This is a genomic window from Stenotrophomonas maltophilia (assembly GCF_013464915.1).
Taxonomy (GTDB): Bacteria; Pseudomonadota; Gammaproteobacteria; order Xanthomonadales; family Xanthomonadaceae; genus Stenotrophomonas; species Stenotrophomonas maltophilia_AT.
Map to the genome: position 1 here is coordinate 122,957 of NZ_RAVT01000012.1, position 13,387 is coordinate 136,343.

Genomic DNA, 13,387 nt, shown 5'->3' on the forward strand with positions numbered 1-13,387 from the left:
GCCCGACGATGCGCCTCAACCCCCTTGTCCTGCTCGCCATCCTGCCGCTGGCCGCCTGCAGTCATGCCGGCAGCAGCACCACCCACGATCCCGCGCCAGCACCCGTGGCCGATGCCGCGCACGAATGCAGGCCGGAGGCGCTGGACGCCTTCACCGGCAAGACCGCCGACGAAGCCACCATCAAGAAGCTGGTGGCCGACAGCGGCGCCCGCAACGCGCGGGTGGTCAAGCCGGGCATGGCGGTGACCATGGATTTCCGCCAGGACCGCGTGACCGTGCAGGTGGACGCGCAGAACCGCATCGAGCGCGCCAGCTGCGGTTGATGTTCCCAGGGTAGTGSCGGCCGCWGGCCGGCACCCCACATTGCCGGCCGGCGGCCGGCACTACCGATCAGAGTCGCTCGGCCTTGCCGCTGGCCAGTGCGCGCGCGATCACCTGCTGTGCCTGCTGCGATGCCTGCGCATGCACGCGCGCCTGGCGCTCGCCCAACGCGGCCTGCTGGCTGCCCAGCGCGGCCTGGCGGCTGGCCAGTTCAGACTGCTGGCTGGCCACACGCTGCATGGCACGGGTGTGGCTGGCACGCGCGGTTTCGTTGTCCACTTCCTGCATCGCACGACGCGCCTCGGCGGCAGCCTCACGTGCGGCCTCACGCGCAACCGCCGCGTCGTTGGTCGCGCCCCGCGCCGCTTTCGCCGCTTCCGCCGCCGCTTCGCGGTTGATGTCATGCGCGGCCATCGCACTGCGCGCGGCCTCCGCTGCGGCCAGCGCCATGCGACGCGCCTCCTCGCCCTGCAGACGCCCCATCTCACCCATCTGCTTGCCAAGGTCGCTCTGCTGGCGACCCAGCGCACTCTGCTGGCGGCCCAGCTCGCTCTGCTGGCGACCGAGGTCCGCTGCACCGGCATAGGCACGCTGCAGGGTCTGGATCATCATCGGATCTCGCACCACGTAGCGCTTGTCACCCTTGCGGAACCACAGCGCCGGGCCCTTGCCGAGCTGCCTGCGGGCTACCGTCACATCGTCCATGCCGCCGTTGGCGAAAGTCGAATCGCCATCGACCAGCACGAAGGCCTCCGGCGGCGATTTGCCCAGGTCCAGGCGGCCGTAGGTGGTGATGGAGGTGGTGCGGGAGGTCGTGTGTTCACCGTGCATGCCGGTATCGACATCGACATCCACGTCGACCGCCACATCCGCATCGTCCGGACCGGACAGCGCCTCGACGTCAGCCGGCTCGGCGGGCGGCGCGGGGGCCACCGGCACGGCCGGAACGCGCGCGGCCGAAGGTGGTGCGGGCGGTGCTTCCGGTGCCTTCGGCGGCGGCGGCACCACGGCCTTCGGTGCTGCAGGAGGCACGGGCGGGGCCGGCGGCACCGGCGCTGCGACCAGCCGCATCGGCGCCACGCCCACCACCACCACCACAGCGGTCAGCGCCATCGCCAGGATGCGCGGGCAGGCCCGGCGCGGCTGCAGCGAGAGCAGGCGACGCTTGAGGCTGGTGGTGCTCGGTGCGGCGCTGGCCACACCCAGATGCGGCTGCGGGGCCACGCCCAGCTGCAGCAACAGGCGGCCATAGGCCTGGCGGCTGGCGCCGTGCTGGCCAACCACGGCCGCATCCACGGCTTCCTCGCGGGCCTGGGCGTATTCGCGCACCGACAGGCGCAGCAGCGGGTGGAAGAAGAACAGGTGCTGGGCCAGTGCGGGCAGCAGGCCCCACTGCAGGTCACGCCGCTGCAGGTGCTGCAGTTCGTGGGTCAGTGCCAGGTCCAGCGCATCGCCCTGCAGCGCGTTGTCGCCGGCGGGCAGCAGCAGCACCGGGCGGAACGGACCGATCACCTGCGGTGCGTCCACCTGCGTACTCATCCACAACCGCGGCGCCGGACGCACGCCGTGCGCATCGGCGGCCAGCTGCAGGGCCTGCACCAGCGCCTCATCCTCGCAGGGATACGCCGCAGCCAGCAGTGCGCGGCAGCGGCGCCACTCACCGAAGGTGCGCAGGGCCATCAGCAGCACGCCGGACAGCCATAGCGCGGCCAATGCAACGGCCCACCAGGCCACCGCCGGCACCTCGGCGGCAGGCATCGGCATCGCGGCCAGCAGCTGTGCCGAGGCCTCCGGCGCCAACGGGTGAAGCGCCTCGGTGGCCACTTCGGTAGCGGTCATCGCCACGGCCTGGGGGGCCGGCAGCCAGGCCAGCTGCAACGGCTGGCTCCAGAACAGGCCGAGCACGGCCTGCAGCGACACCAGCCACCACAGGCGGCAGCGGGTAGCCGCCGACAGCGACGGCAGCGCGCGGCACAGGCCGTACACCAGGGCCACCAGCAGCACGGTCTGCAGGCTGGTCCAGCCCAGCCGCTCCAACATCGGGATCAGCATCGTGGTGTCCATGGCTCAGCCCTCGTGGCGACGCGATTGGAGTTGGGCGACCAGCGCTTCCAGCTCGGCCAGCTCGTTGTCGCTGACCTGCTGGCGCTGCGACAGGTAGGCCACGAACGGCGACACCGAACCCTGCAGGGTGTTGTCGACGAACTGGGCCACGGCCCCCTGCAGTACGCTCTGCGGGCCACGGGTGGCCTGGTAGCGGTAGACGCCGTCCTGCTGCTGGCGCTGAAGATACCCCTTCGCCCGCAGCCGCTCCATCATCGTCAGCACGGTGGAACGGGCCAGGCCACGGGCCTCCCCGTAGCCACTGGCGACCTCGCCGACGCTGGCCGGCGCATGTTCATCGATGTACTGCAGCAGGGCCAGCTCCTGGTCCCCGATGGTCTTGCCACGCATGACACCACTCCCTTGACTACACGTGTCGTCACTTTCTGCGTGACGACAACTGTAGTCAACCCCCCGGAAGTCATGGGCCGACGAACGGTAGGGCGGTGCTCGCCTTCCTCAGTACTCCACCCGGTACCCGATCGAGAAGGTCCGCCCCGCCGCCGGAAGGCTGGACATCTTTCCGTAGGTCGCCTCGGCCTGCTGGCCATAGACCGTGCGGTAGTCACGATCAGCCAGGTTGTAGATGCCAGCGCTCAAGCGCCCTCCGGCCACGGGTACTTCGCCGATCAGGTCGAACACCGCATAGCCGTGGATCTTCGCGGCCGGGGTTGCGCGGATGCTGGGGCTGATTGCAGCAGCCGGTGCATCACGCCAGGCGCGATCGGTTCCGCCCACCACCTGCCCCTGCAGCCGCAGCAGGCTGTCATTGGCGAAGCGCCACTGCCCATGCACACCGGCCTTCAGCGGTGAAACGCGGAACGCATTGAGCTCGCGCCAGCGTCCGGCAGCATCGCGGTACTGCCCACGGGTGCTGGCAAGGCTCGCGCCCAGTTCCAGCTGCGTGGCTGGCGTGTAGCGCAGGTTCGCCTCCACGCCCCACACCCGCTCGTCGGTGTCGGCCACCGACACGCTGTAGTCGCGGTTGAACTGCACGGTCTTGTCCGAGCGGTTGTAGAACACGGTCACCGCGCTCTGCAGCGATGCATCGCTGCGGCGCCAGCCCAGCTCGTAGCTGTCGACCTTGATCGGGCCGATGTTGCGGCTGTCGATGACGAAGCTTGCCGGTACATCGCGCAGCATGCGCTGGGTGTCGGGCAGGCTGAAGCCCTGCGAGACGTTGGCGAACAGCTGTTGCGATGCATCCAGCCGGTACACCACGCCGGCATTGAACAGAGTCTGCGCGTGACGCACGCGTCCACCCTGCAGCGGGCGCGGCGCATACCCCGGAACAGCATCGGCAGTGATGGCTTCAGTGTAGGGAAGCGAATCCTCGACCCGGTTGCGCAGGATCTGGTGGCGCACGCCGGCCTGCACGCTGAAGCGCTCGCTCAGTGCATGGTCCGCCTGCAGGAACAGGCCCGTGGTGTCCACGCGCACGTCCGGTCCCATCGCGTACTGCGCCGTCGGCCTGTAATCGAGGCCGTTGCTGGCGATGAAGCGGTTGATGTCGTACATCTGCCCGCGCTGGCTGTCCTGTTCACGCTCGTGATCCACGCCGTACGACAGCTGCAGGCTGCGGCCCGCCACGTCGAAACCCTTGTGCAGTGCCGTGCGCAGGCCCCACACATCGATATCGGTATTGGACTGCATCGCCACGTAGGCAAAGCCACCGCGCAGTGCCGGATGCACCAGGGTCGACACCGACGGGAACCAGCGTCCCTGCTCGTTGCGGTAATAGGCTTCCATGCTCAGTTCCTGCCCGCCCGGCAGGTCGCGGTTGCGGTACTGCGCGTTGACCCCCTGATGGCGCGTACGTGGCTGTGCCTCCAGCTGCAGGCCGGGCAGCGCCTGGTGGCTGGGCGTGAACGCAGGGCTGAACAGCGCTGCCAGGCGCGGGCCATAGTCGGGGCCATGATCGCTGTCCTGCTGATCGTCGAACCAGCGGACACCGACGCTGAACTGCTGGCTTTCCGTCGGGGTCCAGTCCAGGCGCGCATTGAGTTCGCGGATCTCGGTGTCCTGGCGATCGGTCTGCGCGATCTCCGGGCCGATGCGGCGGCCATGCGCATCCAGCGAGGCGCCCTGCCGGCCATAGGCGAAGCCGAACGCGCCACTGAACTGATCGCCGCGCACGGTCATGGTCTGCGCGGCGTTCCAGGCCAACGTGTCACTGGACAGGTGCGAAGGACTGCGCAGACCGAACTGGCTGGCCAGCTGCACCGGCTGCTCGCCGGACTGCAGGGTGATGATGTTGATGATGCCGCCACTGGCACCGGCGCCATACAGCGCGGTGGCGCCGGAGATCACCTCGATGCGCTCGATCATGGTCGGCGAGATGCTGTTGAGCTGGCGCGACCCATCGCGTGCGCCGGTCAGCGGCACGCCATCGATCATCACCTGCACGCTGCGGCCGCGCATGGTCATGCCGTAGTTGCTGGTGGTCCCGCTGGCCGGCGCCAGCGACGGCACCAGCTGGCCGAGGATGTCGGCCGTGCTGCGCCCGGCGGTGATCTGCTGGACAATCTGTTCGTGCTCGATGGCATATACGGTGCCGGCGATCTCGGCCACGCTGCGTGCGCCTCGCACGGCGGTGACACTCACCGCATCCAGTTGCCGGGTGCCGGCCGTAGCGGACGCATTCTGCGCCGCCAGCTGGCCACTGATGGCCATCGCCAGCACAGCCAGCGGAAGGGTTGCTGCGGTATGCCGCATGGTGTCCTCGTTGCGTATCAGGGGGAGTTCACAGGTGCTGCGAAGCGGCGCATCAGCGGCCCGCACAGCAACAGTCCAAGCGCCGAAACCGTGGCCAGCGCGATGTAGTAGGTGGGGTAGCCCATGCCCTTGGCGAGGAAGCCGGACAATGCGCCGCCGATGAAATTGACCAGCAGCTCGAAGCACACCAGCAGGGTGAAGTCGGTGCCGGCCTGTTGCCGCGAACTGACCCTCATGAACAAGGCATACAGGCTGGTCATCGCCACATAGCGCAGGGCCAGCAGGGCGATCACCAGCGCGCCCAGGCCAAGCCGTGACGTCGCCACCGCGCCGCTGTAGAGCATCAGCGCCAACAGCACATACAGCGCCGTGCGCCACCAGCCGGCATGCATCAGCAGCTGCTCGGCGCGCCGATGCTTGAGCAGCCAGGCTGCCGCAACGGCTGCCAGCATGCCGGTACCGGCGCCCCCGACCGAGATCAGCAGCCCGATTTCGGTCAGGCTGAACTGCTGGTCCACCAGCAGCGGATTGATCATTGCCATGGCCGGTGCTTCGACCACCCGGTACAGCACGATCAGCAACAGCGCCCAGCGCAGCTCCTGACGGCGCAGCGCGCGCAGGACGCTCGGCCGCGGCGCGTCGGGCCTGGCCGGCGTTTCATTGATCTGCTGTACCGCCAGAAGGGTCAGCGCGCTCATTGCAGCCAGGCTGAGCAGGGCCACGTTCCAGCCGCGGGTTTCATACAGCCACAGCACGCCGGCGCCACCGATCATGCTGCCCAGGGCCACGCCGACGCTCTGCGCCATGCTGCCCAGCCGGTGCTCGGCGGGAGCCAGCGCCTCCACGGTGTAGCCGTCGATGGCGATGTCCTGGGTAGCGGCGATGGTCGAGATCCACATGCCGACCAGCACGAACACTGTCAGGCCATGGTCCAGGCCGGTGAAGGCCAGCACCAGTATTCCGGACAGCAGCAGCAACTGGGTCAGCCACAGCCAGCTGCGGCGGCGGCCGAGGGCCGGCAGATGCCAGCGGTCGACCAGGGGTGCCCACAGGAATTTGAGCGCCCACGGCAGGTACAGCAGCGACAGCATGCCGATCCAGCGCAGATCCACGCCCTGGCTGCGCAGGATGGCCGGCACCGCCACGTTGTAGAAGTACAGGGGCAGTGCATGTGCCATGTACAGCGCAACGATCACGCCCAGGCCGAACGGCGAGGCGGCGGCGCGCTCAGTGCGCATCGGCCTGCTCCAGCTGCTCGCCAATCCAGCGCATGCCCGCGCCGGCATCGGTGGTGACGAAATAGGGTACGGCCCAGGCCGCGTGCAGCGCCGGCGCATCCAGCCGCAGCTGCTCGGCGGCGCTGCTGGCGATGCGTACCAGGCCTTGGCAGTACTGCCGGAAGGCGGCCTTGTACTGCTTGTACCAGACTGCCTGCAGCGCACGGTAGTCGTCGCAGAAGGTGGCACCGGGCGCGGTGGTGGCGACGAAGTAGAAGGGACGGCGGGCCGCGATCAGCGCCTGCACGCGGTCCAGCCAGTACCGGATCTGGTCCGCATCCACCGCCCCGTGGAAGACGGCACGCAGCACCACCGCCTCGTTGATCACCAGACCCATTGCCATCGACCTTGTTGCTGAACAGGGAAAAGGGGCGGCGACCCGCCCCGCAAATGAGAATAATTTGCAATACCGTTGAAAGTTTAGGCGCGACGAAAGAAAATTTAGGCACGACAGCATTCCGTGGGTGCCTTGCATGCAGGTCTATTCCTGCGCCGAACTGATGAGCGCCGCGCACGCGCTGGGCGGCCGGGTCGACTTTGAATCGGGCCTTCCCGATGCGCTGCCGGTGCTGGCCGGCTGGCAGCAGGTGCAGTCGATGGACTGCGGCCTGGTGCTCTATCTCAGCCGCAGCCAGGACATGGTCGGCGGCCGCAGCCAGAACTGCCTGCCTGCGGGCCTCACCGCCAGTTTCCTGCTGCAGGGGCAGGCCGAAGTGGTCATCGCCAACCAGCGCCTGCAGATGGACAGCCGCCGGGCCGGGAACCCGGCGATGCTGGTCCACCTTCGCGAGGAGGAAGCGTTCCAGCGCCATTGGCAGGCGGGTCGTGAGGAAACCAAGGTCAGCCTGCACCTCGGCCAGGACTGGTTGTCGCGCCAGCTCGATGGCATTGCGTCGGCCGGACTCAGCCGCCTGCGCCTGAGCCACGCGCGCAACCAGGCATGGCAGCCGCCTGCGCCGCTGCTGCGGCGAGCCGCTGCGTTGTTCGGGACAGAAGCGGCGGAGCCGCCTCTGCTGGCCAGCCTGCAGCGCGAGAGCTTTGCGCTGGACGTCGCGGCCAGCGCGATCCGATCCGTGGTCGCCGAACGCGACGCGCCTGCCCCCAGCGCGCATCTGCGGCGTTGCGTGGACCAGTTGCAGCAGTGGCTGCAGAGCGGCGAGGCCGATGGCCTGACCATCAACCAGATGGCACGCAGGCTGGGAACCAACGCCGTCGACCTGCAAAGCACCTTCCAGCAGCTGCACGGCAGCAGCATCGCCGCCTGGCTGCGTGCATTGCGCCTGCAACGGGCACACGATGCGCTGCTGCAACGGCGGGTATCGGTGGACGTGGCGGCCAGCCTTGCCGGGTACGCCCATACCAGCAGCTTCAGCGCCGCGTTCAAGCGGCAGTTCGGGCGGTCGCCCTCCCGCATCCGCTAGCCGCGTGCGCGGCCTGCGCGCCAGCCCGGAACCTGCCCACGCAACACAGGTTCCGCTTAAACCTTTTCCGCGCCCACTGCATCCGATCCTCGACGCCCGCCGGACTCCCGCATGTTCCGCCCAACGCTTCGAGTCGTGCTCATGCTCATCAGCGCCCTGCCGTTCGCCGCCCTGCCCCTGCCCACTGTGTCAGCCAGCCAGGACCAGGCCAACGACCAGACCCGCCGCCTGATCCGGCAGATCATGCGCGATGAGCGCATTCCCGGGCTGCAGATCGCAGTGGTCAAGGATGGCCAGATCGTATTGTCCGAAGCCTACGGGCTGGCCAATGTGGAGAACGGCGTGCTCGCCTCGCGCGACACCCGCTTCCCGCTCAACTCCGCCACCAAGGCGTTCACCGGGGTGGCCATCGCACAGCTGGCCGAACAGGGGCGATTGGATCTGGACGCGCCCGCCTCGCGCTACCTGGATGATCTTCCCGCGGCATGGAAGGACGTGCGCCTGCGCCAACTGCTGGCCCACACCTCGGGCCTTCCAGACATCCTCGATGCGAAGGGACTGCTGGGCGGTGGGTCCGAGGCGCAGGCATGGGCGGCGGTCACCGCGCGCCCGGTCGACGCCGCACCCGGGCAGCGCTTTGCCTACAACCAGACCAACTACGTGCTGCTGGCGCGGATCATCGCGCAGCAATCAGGCATGCCCTACGAGCGCTTCCTCGCCACTGCCCAGTTCAGCGGCGCGCGCATGGCGCGCACCACCTTCGGCGACAGCTACGACCTGATTCCGGATGTGGCGACGATGTACAGCCTGGCGCCGCGCGCGACCGATGCAGCCAATACGCCGCCACGCCTGTCGCACTGGTTCTACGACATACCGCCCTCACTGTGGGCCGGCGGCGGCATCCTCACCACCGCCGACGACACCGCACGCTGGCTGGTCGCACTGACCGAAGGCCGCCTGCTGGGTGACGCCGCGCGTGCACGCATGTGGTCGGCAGAGCGTCTGGCCGATGGTCGTGCCGGCCCCTGGGCCGGCGGTTGGCCCGTGCTGCAGGCAACGCCCGACCTGCAGGTCGCCGGCATCGGCGGTGCACGCTCGGCCTTCGTGGTGTATCCCGAGCGCGGCGTGGCGGTGGTGGTGCTGACCAACCTGGTCGGCGCCAATCCGCAGCGCTTCATTCCACGTATCGCCGACTTCCACGCCGGCGCTGCCTCAGCGGCCGATGACAAAGCGGTCGCCCGTGCAGGGCAGCAGCGGTCCATCGTTGCACGGCCATAGCGCTGCGGGGAGGGTCTGCGTCACCTCGAAATGATCCTGGTTCCAGCGCAGGAATCCGGCATGCACGGCATTGCCATGGTCGAAGGTGCGCGCGTCCTCGCCCAGCGGCTGGTCTGGATCAGCTTCGAGCACCCAGCGCAGCACCGGCACCTTGTCCAGCTGCCCGGTGAAAGCAAACAGTTCACCCGCCCCATTGTCCTGGTAGGCCGCCAACGCCGTGTCATCCGGCAGGCTGGCCTGCGCCAGCAGTGCGCCGGTGACGTCCTGCAGCGGTCCGGTTGCCTCAGCGATATAGGCACGCATGCCGGTGGTGCTGGCCGGGCACCCCTTCAACTGCACCAGATAGCCGGTTTTCCCGCCACCGCCGGAGAACGAGCGCAACCAGTAGCGGAAGCGCGGTCCACTCTGGTCGGTCACCATGACGTCGGCCTCGCCCTGCTGCCCCGGAATCGAAACCACCAGCGCGTCGTGCGCGCCGGCGACGTCGCACTTCAGCTGCTGCAGTACCCGCCGGGCGGGCTCGGGCAGCGCGCCGTGACGGCCTCCGGCATGCGCGCTGCCGGAGGCTTCCGGCAACCCGGGCAGGCCACGATCGAGCGAAGAAGGTTGCGCGGTTGGCGCCGCTGCGGGCGTGGCAACCGGGGCTGCAGCGGTGCGCTCACCGGCAGGCGCACATGCGCTGCACGCCAGCAGCAGCGCCAACGGCAGACCGGACATCAAGGGTTGACGGGCCATCGTTCAACGCCCTCCCATCGCCGGCGCTTCCTGCTGCTGTGCAGGCGCTGGCGCCGGCGCACCCTGTTCGCGCGCTTGCTGCTGCAGCTGGCGCAGGCTGGTTTCCACCGTGGTCTCGCGCACTTCGGCTGCGTTGACGCCTGCGCGCACTGCCGCAGGATCGCCCGGACTGCCCTGCACCAGGAACAGTGTCTCGCCCGCGGCGCGGCCACCACTGGGATTGCTGGCCACGATCTGGTCGACCCGGGTGATGCCTGCGGCCTTCGCTTCGCGCAGCATCACCAGACTGTATTCATCGGCGTGCTCGGCGTAGCGTCCGCCCAAGGCCTGCAGGTGCGTGCTGATCTGCTGCTGCAGGGCATGGTCGCGATGCTGCGGCTGCCGGGGATCGCCATTGGCCGCGAGCGGCGCGTCCTGTCCCAGCTCGCGCGCCTGGCCCGGCGCAACCGAGGTCAGCACATACTGCCAACGGTTCTGCCCAGGAGTACCGCGTACCGTCGCCACGAAGTCGTCGTACTCGCCGCCGCCGATGGTCTGGCAGCCCGCCGAATCGGTGTTGGACCGGCTGCCACGATGGATCTTGAAGGTATCGTTGAGGTCCTGCACGCCCTGGGTATCGCGGGCATCGAACCAGCCATCACCATTGCTGTCGCGCTCCACCCGGCCAGCACCGGCGGTGATGGCCGCCTGCGAAGGACGCAACGCGAACTCATCGGGATGGCCGTTGCGCGGATGCGTGGTCGCGCGCATCTCGGTGGTGCCTTCGCCCAACCGTCCAAGATCCTTGACCCGGTCGCCGTTGACGTCCTCGCCCTCGGTCTTGGTACGCGGCGCCACGTTGCCGAAGCCGGGGCTGCGTGGCGTGGTCTTGGCGTGACCGTCGTACTGGGCCGTCGGCTCTGTCGTGGCCTGGTTGAACTCGCGCACATGGCCGTGGCCCTGCGCATCCTTCCACAGCACCACGATGCGGTCGTCGTAGACACCACGCCCGCGCGCCTCGGTCGTGCGGTTCTCATCACGCAACCCCAGCACCACACGATCCTGGGTGGCCATCGCATCGTGCGCTGCGGCGTTGCCGCGCTGGGCCACGATGCTGCCGTACACGTCGTACTGCTGGGCCTGGCTCAGGCCCGCGGTCTCTGCTGCATCGGGCATGCGCGGAGGGCGCGTCGCCTCACCCAGGCGCTCCAGCATCGGGTTGACCGTGGCCGCATCCGCGGCGGATACGCCACCGCTCCGTCGCAGCGCCTCAAGCTCGGTGGCACCCCGCGCCGCGATGTAGCGATCCAGCGATTCCTGCACCACCGCACTCTGGCCGTTGTGCAGGGCCTGCAGGCGCGCGGCCGCGCCAAGGGCGTCGTTCTGCCGCAACAGGGCGACGACTTCATCGGCCGCTGCGTTGATATCCATCTCCGGCATGATCTTTCCTTGAACGTGATCGGGAATGGGCAGCCTACCCCAGGCGGTCGAACAGGGCTTTGACACGCCGCACACCCGCACCGTCGCTGCGATGCGGGCGGGCCATTCATGCGATCACCACACAGCGGGCGTCACGCTGGCGCCCTCACCACCACGGAGCTGCACCATGATGCGCGCATTCAGCGTGGCTGTACTCACCGTTGCCCTCGCGGCCTGCAGCAGCTCGCCCATAGCCCAGGTGCAGCCGATCGACGGTGTGATTTCCGGCCAGTGCCACAGCGACATGGTCCGCGGCGCACTCGGACTGGCCGCTTCGGACGCCACCGTGGCGCGGGCACGCGTGGACAGCGACAGCCTGCACGTGCGGGTGCTGCGCCACGACGGCCCGCGGGTGCCGCCGGCCAGCGAAGGCGGTGACCGCCTGACCATCGAGAAGGGCCGCACCAACAACATCACCGCGATCTACTGCGGCTGAGCCGGCGCGCCCTGCGCAGCACGCGCAGGGTGGCCTGTTCCCACTGGCGAGGCCCGCGCAGGCCGGCCAGCTTGGCCAGTTCGCCGCGCTCCCAGCCGGCGAACACGCACGGGTCGATGTAGGCCTTGCGGCACACCGCCGGCGTGTTGCCCAGCAGCGATGCCACTTCGCACACCACCGCGCGCTGCGCCTGCGCCAGCGCGCGCTGGCTGGCCGGTTCCGGCAGCTCGGTGGCGGCAAACGCCTGCACCGCCGCCACCGTGCCGCCCCAGGTGCGGAAATCCTTGGCGGTGAAGTCCTCGCCCATCACCTCGCGCAGGTAGTCGTTCACCGCGCCGGAATCCACCGGCTGCAGCGCACCATCGTCATCGCGGTACTGGAACAGCGCCTGCCCCGGCAGCTGCTGCAGGCGGCGTACCAGCAGCCCCAGCCTGCGGTCGCCCACGGTCACTTCCTGAAGCTGCCCGGACTTGCCGCGGAAGCGCATGCGCACCCGGCCGCCGCGCAGCAGTTCCAGATGGCGGTTGCGCAGTGTGGTCAGCCCGAACGAACGGTTCTGCTGCGCATAGGTTTCGTTGCCCACCCGCACCAGCGTGTCGGCCAGCAGCGCGACCACCATGGCCAGCACTTTCTCTTTCGGGAAGCCGGGCCGCTTGAGATCGCGCGACAACCGCCGCCGCAGTGCAGGCAGGGACTCACCAAAGGCAATGATGCGGTCGAACTTGCCGGCGTCGCGCTCCTTGGCCCAGTCGGCGTGATAGCGGTACTGCTTGCGTCCGCGCGCATCGCGGCCGGTCGCCTGCAGGTGTCCATTGGCATGGGCGCAGATCCACACCGCGGTGTAGGCCGGCGGAATCGCCAGCGCACGGATGCGTTGCAGGGTGGTGGCATCGCGTAGCACGTGGCCATCGGCATCGCGGTAGCTGAAGCCCTTGCCAGCGCGGCGGCGGCTGATGCCGGGCTGGGTGTCATCGACATAGCGCAGGCCCGCAGCGCGCGCGGCCTGTTGTTCCGGAGTGGCGGGTGTTGGCATGTCCGGCAGTGTCACCGGTGCGGCGCAGTGATCCTGTCGATAACACAAGACAAACACGTGAGGGTCGGTTCGCCGCTATGCTCGGGCTTTCACAACCCCTTCCGGAGTCATGATGTCGTTTCCGATTCGCGCCCGTTCGCTCTCCGTCCTGTTGCTGCCGGCCGTGCTGGCCCTGACCGCCTGCCAGGCACCGGCGCTGGATGAACAGGATTCGGCCACGGCCCATGCCCAGCAGGCCGCCGAGGCCGCCAAGGCACCGGCCGACGACGCCGGCAAGGCCACCGAAGCGCCGCCGGTCGGCACCTGCGATGCCAGCCAGGTGCAGAGCTTGGTCGGCCAGGCGTACACCGATGCCCTCGGCAAGCAGGCCCAGGAAGATGCCGGCGCCAGCCAGGTGCGCGTACTCAAGCCCAATGATGTGGCCACGATGGAGTTCCTCGGCGACCGCCTGAACATCGAAGTGGACGACAAGGGCGCGGTCAGCGGTGCGCGCTGCGGCTGAGTCCGGCCCCGCGCCGGCACTGGGTTGCCGGCGCGTTCTGTTGCACCTGCAACCGTGTATTGCGGCGTTGCAGCAACCTGTGATCTAGTCGAGGCATCCGGTGGCCTC

13 protein-coding genes are annotated in these 13,387 nt (G+C 68.9%); 5 read left to right on the forward strand and 8 right to left on the reverse strand.

The window, feature by feature from the left end; all coding sequences use genetic code 11:
- Positions 1 to 8: 8 nt before the first annotated feature.
- The gene (locus D7T59_RS04565) at positions 9 to 323 is read left to right on the forward strand and encodes an I78 family peptidase inhibitor (RefSeq protein WP_180851030.1); all 315 of its coding nucleotides are present in this window, start codon (positions 9 to 11) and stop codon (positions 321 to 323) included.
- Positions 324 to 390: 67 nt separating this feature from the next.
- Here D7T59_RS04565 and D7T59_RS04570 read toward each other — a convergent pair whose 3' ends face one another.
- The 5 genes from D7T59_RS04570 to D7T59_RS04590 form a co-directional block, all read right to left on the reverse strand.
- Positions 391 to 2,385 (reverse strand): M56 family metallopeptidase, encoded by a 1,995-nt coding sequence (locus D7T59_RS04570; RefSeq protein WP_180851084.1) that lies wholly within the window; start codon positions 2,383 to 2,385, stop codon positions 391 to 393.
- Positions 2,386 to 2,388: 3 nt separating this feature from the next.
- Positions 2,389 to 2,775: a BlaI/MecI/CopY family transcriptional regulator gene (locus D7T59_RS04575; protein ID WP_049430885.1), complete on the reverse strand. Its 387-nt coding sequence runs from the start codon at positions 2,773 to 2,775 to the stop codon at positions 2,389 to 2,391.
- 108 nt (positions 2,776 to 2,883) lie between these two features.
- Positions 2,884 to 5,139: a TonB-dependent receptor gene (locus D7T59_RS04580; protein ID WP_180851085.1), complete on the reverse strand. Its 2,256-nt coding sequence runs from the start codon at positions 5,137 to 5,139 to the stop codon at positions 2,884 to 2,886.
- A 17-nt stretch (positions 5,140 to 5,156) separates the two neighbouring features.
- Positions 5,157 to 6,377: an MFS transporter gene (locus tag D7T59_RS04585; RefSeq protein ID WP_164137148.1), complete on the reverse strand. Its 1,221-nt coding sequence runs from the start codon at positions 6,375 to 6,377 to the stop codon at positions 5,157 to 5,159.
- Positions 6,367 to 6,759 (reverse strand): hypothetical protein, encoded by a 393-nt coding sequence (locus tag D7T59_RS04590; RefSeq protein WP_239506904.1) that lies wholly within the window; start codon positions 6,757 to 6,759, stop codon positions 6,367 to 6,369. The genes D7T59_RS04585 and D7T59_RS04590 overlap by 11 nt, the downstream gene beginning before the upstream one ends.
- 130 nt (positions 6,760 to 6,889) lie before the next feature.
- Here D7T59_RS04590 and D7T59_RS04595 point away from each other — a divergent pair, with 130 nt between their 5' ends.
- Positions 6,890 to 7,837 (forward strand): helix-turn-helix transcriptional regulator, encoded by a 948-nt coding sequence (locus D7T59_RS04595; protein ID WP_180851086.1) that lies wholly within the window; start codon positions 6,890 to 6,892, stop codon positions 7,835 to 7,837.
- A 141-nt stretch (positions 7,838 to 7,978) separates the two neighbouring features.
- Positions 7,979 to 9,115: a serine hydrolase domain-containing protein gene (locus D7T59_RS04600; RefSeq protein WP_180851087.1), complete on the forward strand. Its 1,137-nt coding sequence runs from the start codon at positions 7,979 to 7,981 to the stop codon at positions 9,113 to 9,115.
- Here D7T59_RS04600 and D7T59_RS04605 read toward each other — a convergent pair.
- Together D7T59_RS04605 and D7T59_RS04610 are read right to left on the reverse strand one after the other, a co-directional pair.
- Entirely contained in the window at positions 9,050 to 9,850 is an 801-nt protein-coding gene (locus D7T59_RS04605) for a hypothetical protein (RefSeq protein ID WP_180851088.1), read from the reverse strand. The two genes, D7T59_RS04600 and D7T59_RS04605, sit on opposite strands and share 66 nt — an antisense overlap.
- Before the next feature lie 3 nt (positions 9,851 to 9,853).
- The gene (locus D7T59_RS04610) at positions 9,854 to 11,269 is read right to left on the reverse strand and encodes an XVIPCD domain-containing protein (protein ID WP_180851089.1); all 1,416 of its coding nucleotides are present in this window, start codon (positions 11,267 to 11,269) and stop codon (positions 9,854 to 9,856) included.
- Between the two features lie 166 nt (positions 11,270 to 11,435).
- Here D7T59_RS04610 and D7T59_RS04615 point away from each other — a divergent pair, with 166 nt between their 5' ends.
- Entirely contained in the window at positions 11,436 to 11,744 is a 309-nt protein-coding gene (locus tag D7T59_RS04615) for a hypothetical protein (RefSeq protein ID WP_164137143.1), read from the forward strand.
- Here D7T59_RS04615 and D7T59_RS04620 read toward each other — a convergent pair.
- Positions 11,722 to 12,777 (reverse strand): DNA topoisomerase IB, encoded by a 1,056-nt coding sequence (locus tag D7T59_RS04620; protein WP_180851090.1) that lies wholly within the window; start codon positions 12,775 to 12,777, stop codon positions 11,722 to 11,724. The genes D7T59_RS04615 and D7T59_RS04620 overlap by 23 nt on opposite strands.
- Positions 12,778 to 12,889: 112 nt before the next feature.
- On the opposite strand from D7T59_RS04620, the gene D7T59_RS04625 reads away from it, so the two are divergent.
- The gene (locus D7T59_RS04625; protein ID WP_099552806.1) at positions 12,890 to 13,279 is read left to right on the forward strand and encodes an I78 family peptidase inhibitor; all 390 of its coding nucleotides are present in this window, start codon (positions 12,890 to 12,892) and stop codon (positions 13,277 to 13,279) included.
- Positions 13,280 to 13,387: the final 108 nt, after the last annotated feature.